Source organism: Bacillus sp. J33, from assembly GCF_000518885.1.
Lineage (GTDB): Bacteria > Bacillota > Bacilli > Bacillales > Cytobacillaceae > Cytobacillus.
Window position 1 is genome coordinate 1 of the sequence record NZ_JAEL01000063.1, and the last position, 15,657, is coordinate 15,657.

16 protein-coding genes and 1 pseudogene are annotated in these 15,657 nt (G+C 42.3%); 13 read left to right on the plus strand and 4 right to left on the minus strand.

The features are described 5' to 3' along the window. Together L634_RS0117310 and L634_RS0117315 are read right to left on the minus strand one after the other, a co-directional pair. On the minus strand, nt 1-249 hold a 249-nt coding region (locus L634_RS0117310; RefSeq protein ID WP_026583533.1), incomplete at its 3' end, for a helix-turn-helix domain-containing protein. Nucleotides 250-474: 225 nt separating this feature from the next. Next, nucleotides 475-978 (minus strand): phosphatidylglycerophosphatase A family protein, encoded by a 504-nt coding sequence (locus tag L634_RS0117315; protein WP_026583534.1) that lies wholly within the window; start codon nt 976-978, stop codon nt 475-477. Between the two features lie 193 nt (nt 979-1,171). Here L634_RS0117315 and yutH point away from each other — a divergent pair, with 193 nt between their 5' ends. The 5 genes from yutH to thrB all read left to right on the plus strand — a co-directional run bounded on the left by yutH (nt 1,172) and on the right by thrB (nt 6,899). Next, on the plus strand, nt 1,172-2,179 hold the full coding sequence (yutH, locus tag L634_RS0117320; protein WP_026583535.1) for a spore coat putative kinase YutH: 1,008 nt from the start codon (nt 1,172-1,174) through the stop codon (nt 2,177-2,179). A 77-nt stretch (nt 2,180-2,256) separates the two neighbouring features. Further along, nucleotides 2,257-3,225 carry a 2-hydroxyacid dehydrogenase gene (locus L634_RS0117325; protein ID WP_026583536.1) on the plus strand — a complete coding sequence of 323 codons (969 nt, stop codon included), beginning with the start codon at nt 2,257-2,259 and terminating at the stop codon, nt 3,223-3,225. Between the two features lie 376 nt (nt 3,226-3,601). Further along, a complete protein-coding gene (locus L634_RS0117330; protein ID WP_026583537.1) occupies nt 3,602-4,900 on the plus strand; it encodes a homoserine dehydrogenase in 1,299 nt (432 codons plus the stop codon). Further along, nucleotides 4,897-5,958 (plus strand): threonine synthase, encoded by a 1,062-nt coding sequence (gene thrC, locus L634_RS0117335; protein WP_026583538.1) that lies wholly within the window; start codon nt 4,897-4,899, stop codon nt 5,956-5,958. Before L634_RS0117330 ends, thrC begins: the two co-directional genes overlap by 4 nt. Beyond that, a complete protein-coding gene (thrB, locus tag L634_RS0117340; RefSeq protein ID WP_026583539.1) occupies nt 5,955-6,899 on the plus strand; it encodes a homoserine kinase in 945 nt (314 codons plus the stop codon). The genes thrC and thrB overlap by 4 nt, the downstream gene beginning before the upstream one ends. Before the next feature lie 46 nt (nt 6,900-6,945). On the opposite strand, the pseudogene L634_RS0117345 reads toward thrB, so the two are convergent. After that, nucleotides 6,946-7,176 (minus strand): annotated as a pseudogene (locus L634_RS0117345) (NifU family protein); the annotation flags it as partial. 174 nt (nt 7,177-7,350) lie between these two features. On the opposite strand from L634_RS0117345, the gene L634_RS0117350 reads away from it, so the two are divergent. Beyond that, nucleotides 7,351-7,674 carry a YuzD family protein gene (locus tag L634_RS0117350; RefSeq protein ID WP_026583540.1) on the plus strand — a complete coding sequence of 108 codons (324 nt, stop codon included), beginning with the start codon at nt 7,351-7,353 and terminating at the stop codon, nt 7,672-7,674. Between the two features lie 53 nt (nt 7,675-7,727). On the opposite strand, the gene L634_RS0117355 is transcribed toward L634_RS0117350, so the two are convergent. Next, nucleotides 7,728-8,795, minus strand: coding sequence for an NAD(P)/FAD-dependent oxidoreductase (locus L634_RS0117355; protein ID WP_026583541.1), 1,068 nt, complete (start codon nt 8,793-8,795; stop codon nt 7,728-7,730). A gap of 291 nt (nt 8,796-9,086) precedes the next feature. On the opposite strand from L634_RS0117355, the gene L634_RS0117360 reads away from it, so the two are divergent. The 7 genes from L634_RS0117360 to L634_RS0117390 all read left to right on the plus strand — a co-directional run bounded on the left by L634_RS0117360 (nt 9,087) and on the right by L634_RS0117390 (nt 15,653). Further along, nucleotides 9,087-9,326 carry a YuzB family protein gene (locus L634_RS0117360; protein ID WP_026583542.1) on the plus strand — a complete coding sequence of 80 codons (240 nt, stop codon included), beginning with the start codon at nt 9,087-9,089 and terminating at the stop codon, nt 9,324-9,326. Nucleotides 9,327-9,994: 668 nt separating this feature from the next. After that, nucleotides 9,995-10,309 (plus strand): DUF3870 domain-containing protein, encoded by a 315-nt coding sequence (locus L634_RS0117365; protein ID WP_269521601.1) that lies wholly within the window; start codon nt 9,995-9,997, stop codon nt 10,307-10,309. Between the two features lie 164 nt (nt 10,310-10,473). Next, nucleotides 10,474-11,133 (plus strand): CoA transferase subunit A, encoded by a 660-nt coding sequence (locus L634_RS0117370; protein ID WP_026583544.1) that lies wholly within the window; start codon nt 10,474-10,476, stop codon nt 11,131-11,133. Then, nucleotides 11,133-11,807 carry a 3-oxoacid CoA-transferase subunit B gene (locus L634_RS0117375; protein ID WP_026583545.1) on the plus strand — a complete coding sequence of 225 codons (675 nt, stop codon included), beginning with the start codon at nt 11,133-11,135 and terminating at the stop codon, nt 11,805-11,807. The genes L634_RS0117370 and L634_RS0117375 overlap by 1 nt, the downstream gene beginning before the upstream one ends. Further along, complete coding sequence (locus tag L634_RS0117380) at nt 11,807-13,000, plus strand: thiolase family protein (RefSeq protein ID WP_026583546.1); 1,194 nt, start codon at nt 11,807-11,809, stop codon at nt 12,998-13,000. Before L634_RS0117375 ends, L634_RS0117380 begins: the two co-directional genes overlap by 1 nt. Next, on the plus strand, nt 12,985-14,361 hold the full coding sequence (locus tag L634_RS0117385) for an aminotransferase family protein (protein ID WP_051428363.1): 1,377 nt from the start codon (nt 12,985-12,987) through the stop codon (nt 14,359-14,361). Before L634_RS0117380 ends, L634_RS0117385 begins: the two co-directional genes overlap by 16 nt. Next, a complete protein-coding gene (locus tag L634_RS0117390) occupies nt 14,358-15,653 on the plus strand; it encodes an aminotransferase class III-fold pyridoxal phosphate-dependent enzyme (protein ID WP_026583548.1) in 1,296 nt (431 codons plus the stop codon). The genes L634_RS0117385 and L634_RS0117390 overlap by 4 nt, the downstream gene beginning before the upstream one ends. The last annotated feature ends 4 nt before the right edge of the window (nt 15,654-15,657 follow it).

Consider the following 15,657-nt stretch of genomic DNA (forward strand, 5'->3'; position numbering starts at 1 on the left):
TTTTATTTTAGCCTCAGGATCTTCCGGAGAGGTCCTGGGTCTGCCTTGACCTGGTCCTTTTGCTTTCCCTCGTTTTTCTTCCAGCCCCTTTATCCCTTCAGCCTTAAAATGTTTAACCCAGCGTCTTACCATTGAATAATTAATATCCAGCTCCTTAGCGACTGTTTCATAACCCATCCCCTCTTTTAAGTAAAGGTCTACGGCTCTTTTCTTAAATTTAACATCATATGTCTGTCTTGTTTTCCCCATCAAAAATCCCCCCATAGTAGACAGATTAGTATGCTTTCTTTTTTCTGTCTACTATAGGGGGATCATATCAGTGTTCTCCATCCTTTTTTATAATATAATAAGATCTCGGAATGTAGGCCTCAGTCCTCCACGTTCCGTCGATGTGCTCTAAGGAAATCTGCTTTGAATAAGCTTTGCAGGAACAAACTGCTTTTTTGCTTGTTCCGAAGGGAACCTCCGCTTTTCTTATTCAGCATGCGCAGCACTGTGCGCCAGACGGCTTGAAGCTGCCGCAGCGATAGCCCCAACAATATCATCAAGGAATGTATGGCATCTGCCGGAGCTTTTGTCGTTAAGCTCCTTCAGAATGCCAGGCTTTAATTTATCAATATAGCCGAAGTTGGTAAACCCAATCGAACCATACACATTAACAATGGATAATGCCAATACTTCATCCGCTCCATACAATCCTTCATCTGTTGAAATGATGGATTGAAGCGGCTCTAATAGCTTCTTTTCCTCTGCCAGCATATCAAGCTGAATGCCTGTCAAAATTGCGTTCTGGACTTCTCTTTTTGACAGGACTCTTTGCACGTTTTCAACACAATCCTCCATTTTTAAATCAGGGAGATATTTTTCCTGGAGAAAGTATACCAGCTCAGCTATATCCTGAATCTCTACTCCTCTTTCATGGAGCCATTTGCGCGCTGTTTGCTCTGTGACACTTACTGCTTTTTCTTCTTCATTCATTGGCTTCACCTTTTTCTTTTTATTTTCCCTATGTATATACCTTTTTTTGAAAAATTATGCCCGCTGAGGATTAATCCGATATTTCTTTTAACATCATCTCCATGGTACAAACTCTTATTCAGGAAAACAACAAGTTTTGTCACTCTCTTTCATATATATTCCATAAGGACCAATTCCCAAAGAGGTGGTAATAGTGTTTACAAAGTTGCTTAAGGAGCAATTTGGCATAGAGGCGGAAAGTACGATGCGAATCGGAAAGTATGATGCATGCCGTAAACAGGGACAGCTGTATTTACTTGTGCCTGCTGGGCATGTAGCTGAAGAAGAGCTCGAGGAACTGGAGAAAATGGCGGAGCACCTAAGGACAAATGGTGATCGAAATATAAGTACTTTCTTAAAAACGAAAGAGGGCAAGCGGTATATCGATTGGAATGACAGCCGCTTTTGTGTTTTAGTCAATCAGCATGCCCAAAACCGAAAGATAAATAAGTTTGGCCGAAAGCTGGCCAAATTCCATTATAGGGGCAGGACCATTTCCTTTCCGGTGAAAAAGACGAGCAGGATTGGCCAGTGGAAGCAGATGTGGGAGCAGCGGCTGGATCAGATGGAGAAGGTTTGGAATGAGATGCTTTTCCAGAATCCTGACAACGATTTCGAGCGGATGTTTTTGGAATCCTTTCCTTACTATATGGGCCTTGCTGAAAATTCGATTCAATATCTGGTTGATACAGAGCTTGATGATGAGCCTGTTATGATTGATAGCGGTACGGTTTGCCATGTCAGGTTAACATCCTCGACCTGGGGAGATTCATATTATATGAAAAATCCATTTGACTGGGTGTTTGACCATTCATCGAGAGACTTGGCCGAGTGGACGAGGGAGAAATACTTCCAAAATATTAAAACCTACCAGCCGGAATTGCGCCAATTTTTATCTGAATACCAAAGTGTAGCCCCGCTGTCTCCTTTTTCCTGGAGGCTTTACTACTCACGTCTGCTTTTCCCGCTGCATTATTTTGAGACGATTGAGGATTACTATGTGACAGATTCTGAACAGAAGAAGCTAATGCTGCAGGAGCGGCTCCAAAAGTACCTTTGGCAGTCAGATGACCATGAACGTTTTCTTGGCAGCTTTTATGAATTTGCGGAAGTGCCTGTAAAAAAGTTTAGGATCCCGCTTCTGGATTGGATTAAGAGTTAAGTTAAAAAAGAGGAAGGGATATCATCCGTTGCTGACGAAAGAAACATACAGCAGAGAAAGGAAAGAGGAGATGCTGTATGAAGCCATATATATTTATAAGCAGAAAATTGCCAGAAGAGGCTATAGCGATTTTAAGGGAAAAGTACGATGTCCATATGTGGGATCGGGAAGATGTACCTGTTCCGTATGAAATTTTTCTGGAGGAAACGAAGAAGGCGGATGCCCTTTTGACCATGCTCTCAGAGCCGGTAAATGAAGAGGTCCTGAAAGCAGGAAAAAAGCTGAAAATTGTAGCTAACATGGCTGTTGGTTTTGACAACATTGATGTGGAGGCAGCATCAAGACTGGGAATTACAGTGACCAACACGCCAAATGTTTTAAATGATTCCACTGCCGATCTGACGTTTGCGCTTGTGCTTGCAGCGGCCCGCAGGATGGTGGAGGCCGCTGAGTTTGTAAAAGAAGGCAATTGGAAGAGCTGGAGTCCGCTGCTCTTGGCTGGACAGGATGTGCATCATAAAACCATTGGCATAGTCGGCATGGGGAACATTGGTAAAACCGTAGCAAAACGGGCCGCCGGATTTGAAATGGAGATATTATACCATAACCGCTCCAGGAAACCTGATGCCGAGCAGGAGCTGGGAGCCCAATATGTAAGCTTTGACGAATTATTGGAGCGCTCTGACTTTGTAGTCTGCCTGACTCCTTTAACAGAAGAGACGAGAAATCTATTTAACCGGGATACTTTTAAAAAGATGAAGAACCAGGCAGTTTTTGTTAATACATCAAGGGGGCCGATTGTAAATGAACAAGATTTATATGAAGCGCTCCAGGAGGGAGAAATAGCAGCTGCCGGTTTGGATGTATTTGCTGAAGAACCAATCGGCTCAGAACATCCGCTGCTACAGTTAAAGAATGTGGCGGCTATGCCTCATATCGGAAGTGCAAGTATGGAAACACGCTATTCCATGATGAAGCTTTGTGTGGAAAATATCGACCTTGTTCTGTCAGGGAATCCGCCTAAAAGCCCGGTTAATAAGAAGTGAATGATTCTTAAGCACCCAAAAAGCTGGGTGTTTTTTAAATTTTGCCTTCTGGAGTGGAAAATGCATTCACATTTTTTTTATGCGTTAATCAAGGATGCTTATTCAATGTCCTGCGTAACAAGTTTGTCAAAGGGATACTGCGTCAGGTGTGGACTATTGGCGGAAAGCGAGTGACTGAAAAGGAAATCAGCAGGCAACTTTATCAGGCCTTCTGAAAATATTTTTTAAAAATAAAACCCTAATACCTTAGGGTGTTAAGCGTTTTCATCGTAATTTTTCGGAAAATTTCCTATTGTAAAAATTAACTATCAGCCATATAATGTCTACTATACAAATACAAGTGTACTTACATAGTGAACATTAAGGGGGAGCTAGCATGGAATCAATCTCAATCGGTTTATTAGGATTAGGAACAGTTGGATCGGGTGTCGTGCAAATCATTGAGAAACATCAAGATAAGCTCATGCATCAGGTAGGGTGTCCAGTCGTTGTAAAAAAAGTTCTTGTTAAAGACTTAAATAAAGATAGAGCGGTCAAGGTTGACCAGAATCTGCTCACTTTAAATCCCGACGAAATCTTAAATGACCATGATATAGATGTAGTAATTGAAGTAATGGGCGGAATTGAAGAAACGCGAGATCATTTAAAGAAGGCTTTAAACAGTGGAAAGCATGTAGTAACAGCGAATAAGGATCTAATGGCTGTTTACGGTCCGGAACTGCTGAATGCCGCTTCGCAAAATGGCTGTGACCTATTTTATGAAGCCAGTGTTGCCGGCGGGATTCCAATTCTAAGAGGGCTTGTAGATGGACTGGCTTCCGATAGAATTACAAAAATGATGGGAATCGTAAACGGGACAACAAACTTCATTTTGACAAAAATGAGCAAAAACGGCAGTGCATACGACGAGGTTTTGAAGGAAGCGCAGGAGCTTGGCTATGCTGAGAGCGATCCGACAGCTGATGTAGAAGGCCTGGATGCGGCAAGAAAAATGGCCATCCTGTCAACGCTTGGCTTCTCCATGAACATTGATTTGGATGATGTAAAAGTAAAGGGCATCACGGAAATTACTGAAGAGGATCTGCAATATGGCAAGCAGCTTGGCTACACGATGAAGCTAATCGGGATTGCCCATAGGGAAGGAGAAAAGGTGGAGGTCAGTGTCCAGCCAACGCTGCTCGCCGAATCTCACCCGTTAGCATCTGTTCAGGACGAATATAACGCTGTATATGTATACGGTGAGGCTGTAGGAGAAACGATGTTCTACGGACCAGGGGCGGGCAGCCTGCCTACTGCCACTGCCGTTGTTTCCGACCTCGTTGGCGTCATGAAAAATATGCGCCTGGGTGTTAATGGGAAAAGCGCCGTTACACCACAGTATGAGAAGAAGTTAAAAGATGCAGATGAAATTTATTCAAAGTATTTTCTGAGGCTCCATGTAAAAGATGAAGTAGGAACTTTCGCCAATATTACATCTATCTTTTCGGAGCATCATGTCAGTTTTGAAAAGATCCTGCAGCTGCCTTTGAAAGAAAAGGGGCTTGCTGAAATCGTACTGGTTACGCACCAGGCATCTTTGCAGGATTATGAGGATATTTTAGTGAATTTAAGAGATTTGCCTGCTGTACAGAACATTAAAAGTTCGTACCGAGTGGAAGGGAGCGCGAGAGTATGAGATGGGAAGGGCTTATAAAAACATATAAGGATTTTTTGCCGGTAAACGAAAACACACCTATGCTTACTTTAAATGAAGGGAACACTCCCTTAATCAGGCTTGATAAGCTCTCAAGAGATTGGGGCATTGATCTTTATGTCAAAACAGAAGGAGCCAATCCGACTGGTTCTTTTAAAGATAGAGGAATGGTTATGGCGGTTGCCAAAGCAAAGGAAGAAGGAAGCGATGCAATCATTTGTGCTTCAACGGGGAATACGTCTGCTGCAGCGGCTGCTTATGCAGCGAGGGCCGGCATGAGATGCGTTGTCGTTATTCCTGAGGGCAAAATCGCCATGGGCAAGCTTGCGCAGGCTGTCATGTACGGTGCAGAGGTGGTTTCAATCGAGGGGAACTTTGACCAGGCCCTTGCCATGGTTCGGAAGATAAGTGAAACCGAACCTATTACTCTTGTAAACTCGGTAAATCCATACCGTCTTGAAGGCCAAAAGACAGCTGCCTTTGAAATCTGCGACCAGCTTGGGGGCGCCCCTGATATTCTTGCTCTCCCGGTCGGCAATGCAGGCAATATTTCTGCTTACTGGAAAGGCTTTAAAGAATATCATGAAGCACGACAGACGGGACTTCCAAAAATGCACGGTGTTCAGGCAGAAGGAGCGGCTGCAATCGTTCATAACCGTGTGTTTGAAAATCCCGAAACAGTTGCAACAGCGATTAGAATTGGGAATCCGGCAAGCTGGCACTTAGCAAACGAGGCTTTGGCCGAATCCTGCGGGAAAATTGATGAAGTCAGCGATGAAGAAATCCTTTGCATGTATCGCAAGCTGGCATCTTCAGAAGGAATTTTCGCTGAACCTGCTTCTTGTGCTTCTCTTGCAGGAATATACAAACAGCTCCGCAATGGCGAGATCCCGCATAAAACAAGAGTTGTGGCGATACTGACAGGCAACGGGCTCAAGGATCCGAATACAGCTATTGACTGCAGCCCTGTTAAGCCGGTTTTGCTTCCAAATGACGAAAGAGCTGTTGCCGAGCATATTAAGGGAGTCGTTCACGTATGAGCGAAGGTGAAATGTTTGTCATCAAAGTACCAGGCAGCACGGCAAATCTGGGGCCAGGCTTTGATTCCATCGGTCTCGCATTAAACCTATATTTAACTCTTGAAGCAGAAAGGGCTGATCACTTTGAAATGATCCCCTTATCTGCACCTTTGAGCATTTACCCTTCAGATGAATCGAATTTCATTTTTCAAGTAGCGAATGAGACGGCAAAGAAGTACGGAAGAGAGCTTCCAGGCTGTAAAGCGAGAATTTCCAGTGAAATTCCATTGACTAGAGGCCTTGGTTCAAGTGCAGCAGCCATTGTAGCCGGAATCGAATTAGCTGACGCGCTATGCGGTCTGCAATTAAGCCAGCAGGAGAAATTGGAGCTTTCTTCGCGTATGGAAGGACACCCTGATAACGCTGGAGCATCATTGCTTGGCGGGATGGTGATTGGCTGCCAGTCAGAGGAAGAGGTAAATGTGCAGTCCATTAAAAATCTGTCATTGGATATTGTAGCAGTCATACCAAAAGAAGAACTTCTCACGAAAGAATCAAGGGGCGTGCTGCCGGAATCCTGGTCCTATAAAGAGGCTGTACAAGCAGGAGCAGTAGGGAATGTCATGATAGCAGCTTTATTAAGCGGGAATTACTCTCTTGCAGGCAATATGATGAAAGCTGATTTATATCATCATCCTTACCGCAAAAAAATGGTTCCCCATTTGGCAGCTATTGAGAAAGTGGCACCTGGCCTAGGCGCTTTTGGTGTTGCCTTAAGCGGTGCAGGGCCAGCAGTTCTTTGCCTTGCAGAGGCCGGGCTTGCTCCCGCTGTGTCAGTGGGGCTGAAGGAGATCTTTCCGGACATGGATATTCTTTGCCTTCAAATTGACCAGAAAGGAAGCAGTGTTTTAAAAAAAAGCCTAGCTGAGGAACTGGAGCTGGAATTTGGCTATATTTACTAAGAAAAAAAGCGATGTCTCATACAGACATCGCTTTTTGTAATTGGGATTAAAATACTTGTTCTACTTCGACTACACCCGGTACTTCTTCCAAAAGAGCGCGCTCAATACCGGCTTTTAACGTAATAGTTGAACTTGGGCAGCTTCCGCATGCACCAAGAAGGCGCAGCTTAACAATGCCATCTTCAACATCCACTAATTCGCAGTCCCCGCCATCGCGAAGAAGGAATGGGCGTAATTTATCTAATACTTCCTGAACTTGTTCAGTCATAGTCGTTTGTTCTGCCATGTAAAATCGACTCCTTTCCTTTTATTTATTATAATCAAATCACAGCTAAAAATCTATTCCCGGAACTTAATTTCCACTCATTAGGAAAATATTTTCTTAGGTTAGCTATATGGTTATGTTGTAAAATGGAACTAGAAAACATAAGTGCAATAGGGGGAGTTAAGCTTGAAAAAAGAAGTAGAGATCATTGTTTATGGTGCTGAACAGCTTTGCCCGAGCTGTGTGAACCTTCCTTCATCCAAGGAGACTTACGAATGGCTGGAAGCGGCACTGGCGCGCAAGTTTGCGGACCAGCCTTTTAATATTGTGTATGTGGATATCCACAATCCTCCTGAGGAGGCGGATAAAAAGGAATTTGCCCAGCGGGTTATTGAAGAAGATATGTTCTATCCGGTCGTTCTTATTGAGAACGAAATTGTCGGGGAAGGCAATCCAAAGCTTAAAACAATATATGCAGAAATGGAAAAGTACGGGTATCAGGCAGTATAATAACAAAATGAGCATCCGGGCAGGATGCTCATTTTGTTATTTTAATATGTTTATCACCCGTTATGGTATTTGTACATCCAAAGAATGCCCGATTTTAACAAACGGGCTACACGGCCGGTAATTGGACGTTCAGCAACCAATCCAAACCCGTGCTTCTTGCCGAGAGAACCGAGAACCCCTTTAAGCTTGATGACAGGCAATGATTCAGGAAGTTCCTCACCTTTCCAGCGTTTCAATAGGATTTGTACAATTTGCTCTGCCTGGCCTTCAGCAAGCTGGGCGCTTGGCGCGTGCGGAAGGCTTGCGCAATCCCCTACTACATATACATGTTCGTTATCAGGCAGGTTATGATACTTGGTTAAAACCACGCGGCCTTGCTGATCTTTCTCCACATCCATTTCACGGACCACTTTACTAGGCTGGATCCCGGCAGTCCATACGATCGCATCGCAATGGATCGCTTCATCATGGTTGTAAAGAGTTTTTTCTTCCACTTTAGTGATATTTGAACGGTTGATGATTTCAACATTATGCGATTTAAACCATTTCTCTACATAAGTGCTTAATCTCTCAGGGAATGCGGATAAAATATGCTTACCCCTGTCAAATAATTTTATCTTCAGGTCAGGACGGCTTTCATTCAATTCAGAAGCAAGTTCCACACCGCTTAGTCCTGCTCCGACAATCCCAACAACAGAACCTGGCGATAAATTGTTTAAAGCCTGGTAGGTTCTTCTGGATTTTTCAATCGTTTGGATGCTGAATGTATGTACGTCAGCTCCAGGAACGTTATGGTATTTATCCTCACAGCCAAGGCCTATTATTATATCATCATATGAAATAGGCTCTTCGTCTTGAAGATACACCTTATTTTCCTCAATGCTGATTTTTGTAACTTCACCATATTTAATTGTTAATCTTGGATGTTCAGGGTAAGATACACGTACATGCTGATCGGAAATGGTACCGGCAGCAAGCGCGTAATATTCAGTTTTCAGGCAATGGTATGGCACGCGGTCTATTAACGTAATGGAGACATCTTCTGGAAGCTGGTTAGGCAAAAGACGGGCAAGCACCCTCATGCCACCATAGCCGCCGCCAAGTATCACAAGATTTTTCATAGTATTATTCCCCTTCGTGTCCGTACTGTTTAGCAGAAGTAAGCTTTTCTCTCCGAACTTTCACTGAAACGTTTACTTATTATCAAAAAAAATAAATTAATGATATTAATAACCTTAATCCCATAAAAAGTATAACGAAATTGTGACAAAATCACAACACATATAAGTAGGAAACTTGACAATATACGACATGAAGTGGTAAATATGTGCACTTATATGCAGGAGTGGCATCCTTATCTTGCGGATTTCTTTTAAAAAAGGTAGCATTAACAGGGTAGAGAGGTGATAGAAGTGATCAAGCCAATCATCGAATTTTGCATCAGCAATTTGGCCAGCGGCTCTCAAAAAGCGCTGGAAACGCTCGAAAAGGATTATGACCTTGATGTCATTGAATACGGCTGCCTGGGCTATTGCGGAAAATGTGCAAGCACTCTATTTGCGCTTGTTAACGGTGAAGTTGTAACTGGGGAAACATCAGAAGAACTGGTTGAAAATATATATCAATATTTGGAAGAAAATCCGATGTTTTAATATTAAGAAAAGGAGCGAATTTAATTCGCTCCTTTTGCTTATAAAAAAACATGGTTTCTACATACACTTAGAAATGGTCCAGATCCGGCGCATGCGCTTTGATTAGACTGCTGCAGCTTTTTTTACAGAATTTGCATTCTTGGACCATATACGAAATTTTTAGTGATATAAGATGATAATTATTAATTTTTTATATTTATGGTGAAACGAGAGAATGTAGCAGGTTTTTAAAATCGCAACCATGTTTATGATCCAATAAATAATTTTGTATGACAGTCGAATAAGGAGAGGTAAAAAAATTTTGCAGTATTTTCAATAAAAGATTTTTGCAGTGCAATTTATTTTTGCGGTTTTATCATGAAGATGATGCCGATTAATCTATGTTTTTAATTGGCACAGTTATTGCATTAGAGAAACGATAAGTTGATTTAACAAATTATGACTTCAGAGGAGGTATAAAGGTTTAGATATAAAATAATGGAAATTGAACCAAAAGCTTTTCAAAACGAAGGAGAAAAAAAACTTTTAATAAAAAAATAGAATCCACTATTGACATTGCATAATAAAGGCTATAATATGATTTTAAATCAATATTCTGAATTTTCCAATGTCGATAGCTGGTTTCTTGTAGGGGAGGAATTATTATCCTGGCGCTAGAATCAGTAGTTGTGACTGGGTATGCAAAAGCTCCACAAGGGACATCTATGCATGAGGTATATAAGCATGCTGGTATTGTATTGGAAATAAACTTTACGAACCATGAAATTATTCGAGCTGATTTTACATTCGTAACGGAGCTGACAAAAGACTTCTTTGAAGGGATTTTGATCGGCTACTCACTAAAAGATGGAGTAGAGCCTCTTTTAGAAACAATAAAACGCCATTATTTTGCTCCATCACAGCAAGCAATTATTGTAGCACTGCAAGCTGCAATCCAAAGGTACTGGGATAATATATCTAACACGAAAGAAATAGAAGAATAGCAGAGTTTGGTTCTAATAAAGTGGGAGATCACCCTCTTCCATGGTCTTATTAAAGCCGGGCAAACATGCAGAATCATTGGGACCCCATCCTGGGTGTCTTAATGACTGAGCCATGTTTTGCTCGGCTTTTTTTATTAATTGAGGAAAAGGGAGGGAAAGGTTCTTTGAACAAGATCATTTCAAGTAAGGAAGCCGCTAATTTAATAAAAAATGGCTCACGAATCATGGTTGGAGGATTTGGATTGGTTGGCAGTCCTTTAACGATTATAGAAGAAATAACAAAAACCAATGTAAACCAGTTAGAGATCATCAGCAATAACCTTGGTGAACCAGGAAAAGGTCTTGGGGTACTAGTTCAAATGAATAAAGTAAAAAAAGCAATTGGCTCCTATTTTACGTCTAACCCTGATGTAGTGAAAGCTTACCAAAAAGGGGAATTGGAAGTGGAGTTGCTTCCGCAAGGCACCTTTTCAGAAGCGATAAGGGCCGGCGGAACAGGTATAGGAGGATTTTATACTCCCGTTGGAGCTGGCACAGAGCTTGCAGCAGCGAAAGAAGAAAGAGTAATTGATAATAAGCATTATCTTTTACAAACCCCTCTTAAAGCGGATTTTGCCTTAATAAAAGCTTGTAAAGCAGATGAACTTGGGAATTTAACATACTCGAAATCAGCAAGAAATTTTAATCCTTTAATGGCTGCATCCGCAGACATTGTAATTGCAGAGGTTGAAGAAATTGTAAAGTCTGGCGAGCTATCACCAGAAGAAATTGTCACACCCCACTTATTTGTAGATTATTTGGTTTTAAAGGGAGGAGGAAGGTGATGAATCCAAAAGAGAGAATTGCCAGGAGGGCAAGCAAGGAGCTGAAGAATAGGGACATTGTTAATTTGGGAATTGGCATTCCTACACTTGTGGCAGAATATATTCCAGAAAATATTCAAGTATTCTTGCACTCTGAAAATGGAATTTTGGGAGTGGGTCCAGCACCAAAAGCAGACGCTGTTGATCCGGATATTGTGAATGCGGGAAAACTGCCGGTCTCTATAGAGGAAGGAGCATCCTTTTTTGATAGTGCAGCGTCATTTGGAATGATTCGCGGAGGCCATATCGATGTTTCAATTCTTGGAGTGCTTCAAGTTGATAGGAATGGACGTGTTGCTAACTGGGCAGTTCCAGGTAAAAGCGTGTTAGGTGTCGGAGGGGCAATGGATTTATTGGAAGGTTCAAAAAAAGTCATTGTTACAACGAAGCACACAACAAATGAAGGAGAGCCAAAAATCGTTGAGGAATTAAGCTATCCGATTACTTCTAGACGAAAGGTGGACCTCATTATTACAGAATTGGCAGTCTTTAGTGTCCGGGAAGAGGGCCTATTATTAATAGACAAACAGCCGAATGTCACATTGCAAGAAATCAATGAAAAAACTGGAGCACATTTTGAAGTGGATCAAAATCTAATTGATAGTAACGACTTGGATGGAGTGGTGGCAAAATAATGATTGCGATTGTAAACGCTTTCAGATCGCCGATAGGCAGATACGGGGGCTCCTTAGCCGAAATACCGCCCGAAGATTTGCTCACAACCGTAATGAATAACAACCTCTCTTCTGTAGGATACGGTTCAGAAATTATCGATGAAGTCATTATAGGCCAAACAAAGCAAAGCGCTGAAACACCCAATATCGCTCGAGTTGCTTCATTAAAAGCAGGCTTTTCTGAAAAAGTGGTTGGGCATACAGTCCATCTTCAATGCGGTTCAGGAATGCAGGCAATAATAAATGGTGCAATGTCTATCTTAACGGGTAATGCCCAAGCGGTTTTGGCAGGCGGGGTTGAAAGTATGTCACAGGCCCCGTATTACTTTACAGGCAATCGATTTGGAACAAAGCCTGGGGACCTGACATTGTTCGACTCTAATGTAAGAAGCCAGCCACGCTCCCAGCCTGAAAACATATATGGGAAATTTTCGATGGGGAAAACAGCTGAATGGCTAGCTGAAAAATACAAGATAACTAGAGATGAACAAGACCGTTTTGCTTATAAAAGCCAGGAAAAAGCATGGCGAGCCATTGAAAGACAGCAATTCTTTGATGAAACAGTTCCGATCAGTATTCAGAAAGGAGTAGGGGATGTTGGACTGTTTGCAGTGGATGAGCATCCTAGAAATACCACTTTAGATAAATTATCTAAACTGTCTCCTGTCTTTATGGAAAACGGAACGGTGACAGCTGGGAACTCATCTGGCAGAAATGACGGAGCGGCTGTTGTGCTGCTTATGGCAGAAGAAAGAGCAAGAGAGTTAGGGGTCAGGCCAATGGCAATCATCCGTTCATTTGCTTTATCTGGCGTTTCACCGCGTGAAATGGGAATAGGCCCGGTATCTGCAACTAAAAAAGCGTTAGACAAGGCAGGTCTTACTTTATCAGATATCGATTTGATAGAGCTTAATGAGGCATTTGCTGCTCAAAGTTTAGCCGTTTTGAAGCACTGGGATGTTAATTTGGACAAGGTCAATGTAAATGGAGGAGCCATTGCACTCGGGCATCCATTAGGCTGCTCAGGGGCTCGGATTTTAGTGACCTTGCTTCATGAGATAGACAAAACAAAATTATCTTATGGCCTTGCGACTCTTTGTGTTGCTGGAGGGCAAGGAATAGCCATGGTGGTGGAAAGATGGAAAGACTACTGACAAATGACTATGTGTTTCATCGCGATTTTACCAAGGAATATCCAATTATTTCTTATGGCAAGGGAATTTATTTATACGACAAAAATGGAAAAAGCTATATCGATGCTTGTTCAGGTGCAGTTGCGGCCAACCTTGGCCATGGTATCGACGAAATTGCCCAGGCTATTGCTGATCAAGCGAAAAAGGCTGCATTTGTTCATACGATGAGATTTGAAACAGACATACTTCATTTATTGGCAGAGAAAATTGGCAAATTAGCACCTGAAGGGCTAAATAGGGTTTATTTTACTACTGGTGGCTCTGAAGCGAATGAGAGTGCCATTAAGCTGGCCAGGCAATACCATAAAGACTCCGGCAAGCATGGAAAACACGTAGTTATTGGCCGCTGGCAATCCTACCACGGCAATACATTTGGCTCTCTTTCCGCGGGAGGGGATATTAAAAGAAGGCAGCCGTATACACCTAATCTCCTGCCATTTGAGCATATCTATTCCCCAAATTGCCGCCATTGTCCATATAACAGGAAAAAAGGAGTCTGCGAACAGCATCGGGATTGGTCATGCGTCCAGGACTTTGAGCGTCTCATTCTGCAAATAGGCCCGGAAAACATTTCAGCCTTTATTGCCGAGCCGATTACAGGGAGCCAATTAGGAGCTGTGGCACCGCCGCAATATTATTTTAAAGAGATTAGAGAGATTTGTGACCGCTATGATATCCTGCTCATTCTAGATGAAGTAATGACGGGGTTTGGGCGAACTGGGAAACATTTTGCTTTAGAACATTTTGGGATTAGTCCGGACATTATTACTTTTGGGAAAGGGGTATCAGCAGGATATGCTCCTTTAGCAGGAATGATCGCAAGTGACAAGATTATTGACAGCCTTATCCAGAACAGCCAAGGAAAGTTTATTCATGGGTACACGTATAGCGGTCATCCAGTTTCAGTTGCAGCAGGACTGTCGGCATTAAGGATATACGAGCGGGAAAATATTGTGGAAAACGCAAAGGAAATGGGATCGTATCTTTTTCACAAATTACTTGAGCTAAAAGAGAAGTATCCTTTTATTGCAGATGTTCGGGGCGAAGGGCTGCTAATCGGAATAGAACTATTGAAAAATAAACGGCCTTCCGCTGCTTTTCCTGCAAATTATAAGATTTCAGAACGATTAAATGAATTAGCCATGGAGCTGGGTGCGGTTATCTATCCAGGAAGCGGCTCCATAGATGGCGTGGCCGGGGACCATTTTATTATTAGTCCGCCCCTGAATATTTCGAAGGATGAAATTGATGAACTAATAATCATATTAGATCATTCACTAAAACTGCTTATACATGAATTAAAGGAGGAGTTAGCACTATGAAATTGAAGAATAAATCAATTGAAATTGCTGAAAAATCCAAAAAACATCTTTCACCTGTAATGACAAGAGTAACGGAAATGGTTATTGACAAGGCCAAAGGAGCCAAGTTTTGGACTGCAGATGGCGAGGAATATTTAGATTTTGTATCAGGGGTTGCGGTAAATGCGGTTGGCCATTCCCACGAGCAAATGGTTAAAGCGATTAAAGAACAAGCGGAGTCGCTTATCCATTTTGGCTTAAATTATGGATACTATGAAACGGCAGCCAATCTGGCTGAGAAAATTGCCCAAATCACACCTGGTAATTTGGACACTGTCTTCTTTTCTAATTCGGGGGGAGAAGCCATTGATGGAGCTATTAAACTAGCAAAGGCGGCAACCAATAGACCGGCCATAATCGCCTTTGAAGGTTCATTCCACGGGCGTACTCTGGGTGCTACAGCGATTACTGCTTCAAGTTCAAAATACAGGCGCCATTATGAGCCAATCTTGGGAGAGGTATATCATGTGCCATATCCAAACCCAAATCAATTGAAAGAAGTTGATGAAGAGAAGGTGGTTTCCTATTGTCTCAGCCAGCTTCAAAAATTGTTTGATCTGAGAGTGGATCCATCCAGAGTTGCTGCTATTATTATTGAACCTGTCATGGGAGAGGGAGGATATTACCCTGCACCAGCCGAGTTCCTGCGGGAACTGAGAAGGATAACAGAGAAGCATGGGATATTGCTGGTTTTTGATGAAGTACAAACTGGTTTTGGAAGAACAGGGAAGATGTTTGCTGCTGAACATGCTAATGTCACACCAGATATTCTGGTTTTGGCAAAAGCATTATCTGGAGGAATGCCTTTAGGTGCAATTGTAGCAAATAGAGAGCTCCACGAGAAATGGAGTGCAGGAGCTCATGGTTCTACATTTGGAGGAAATCCTATTTCGTGTGCTGCTGCATTGGCCAATATTAACATTATTGAAGAAGAGAAATTAGTTGAGCGCAGTCATCACGTAGGAAATAGGATAGTGAATAGATTAAGAGAAACGCTGGAGAACCTTCCTGGAATCATTGATATACGCGGGTTAGGGATGATGATTGGCATTGAATTTGACACCAGGCTAGCCATGGAGGCTGTTCCAAAAATTAAAGAGGAAGCACTAAAAAATAAGCTGCTTATTATGAATTGCGGCGTTCAAGGCCAAACCATTCGGCTTATGCTGCCTCTGAATATTGATGAAGCTGAGTTAGACCAGGGCTTAACCATATTAGAGCAATCCATTATTACAGTATTAAAGGGGAGGTAATTTT

Bases quoted from the DNA above. Each gene is read 5' to 3' on its own strand.
- L634_RS0117315 (WP_026583534.1), bottom strand. From the start codon at position 978: ATGAATGAAGAAGAAAAAGCAGTAAGTGTCACAGAGCAAACAGCGCGC.
- L634_RS0117325 (WP_026583536.1), top strand. From the start codon at position 2,257: ATGAAGCCATATATATTTATAAGCAGAAAATTGCCAGAAGAGGCTATA.
- L634_RS0117330 (WP_026583537.1), top strand. From the start codon at position 3,602: ATGGAATCAATCTCAATCGGTTTATTAGGATTAGGAACAGTTGGATCG.
- thrC (WP_026583538.1), top strand. From the start codon at position 4,897: ATGAGATGGGAAGGGCTTATAAAAACATATAAGGATTTTTTGCCGGTA.
- thrB (WP_026583539.1), top strand. From the start codon at position 5,955: ATGAGCGAAGGTGAAATGTTTGTCATCAAAGTACCAGGCAGCACGGCA.
- L634_RS0117355 (WP_026583541.1), bottom strand. From the start codon at position 8,795: ATGAAAAATCTTGTGATACTTGGCGGCGGCTATGGTGGCATGAGGGTG.
- L634_RS0117375 (WP_026583545.1), top strand. From the start codon at position 11,133: ATGAATCCAAAAGAGAGAATTGCCAGGAGGGCAAGCAAGGAGCTGAAG.
- L634_RS0117380 (WP_026583546.1), top strand. From the start codon at position 11,807: ATGATTGCGATTGTAAACGCTTTCAGATCGCCGATAGGCAGATACGGG.
- L634_RS0117385 (WP_051428363.1), top strand. From the start codon at position 12,985: ATGGAAAGACTACTGACAAATGACTATGTGTTTCATCGCGATTTTACC.
- L634_RS0117390 (WP_026583548.1), top strand. From the start codon at position 14,358: ATGAAATTGAAGAATAAATCAATTGAAATTGCTGAAAAATCCAAAAAA.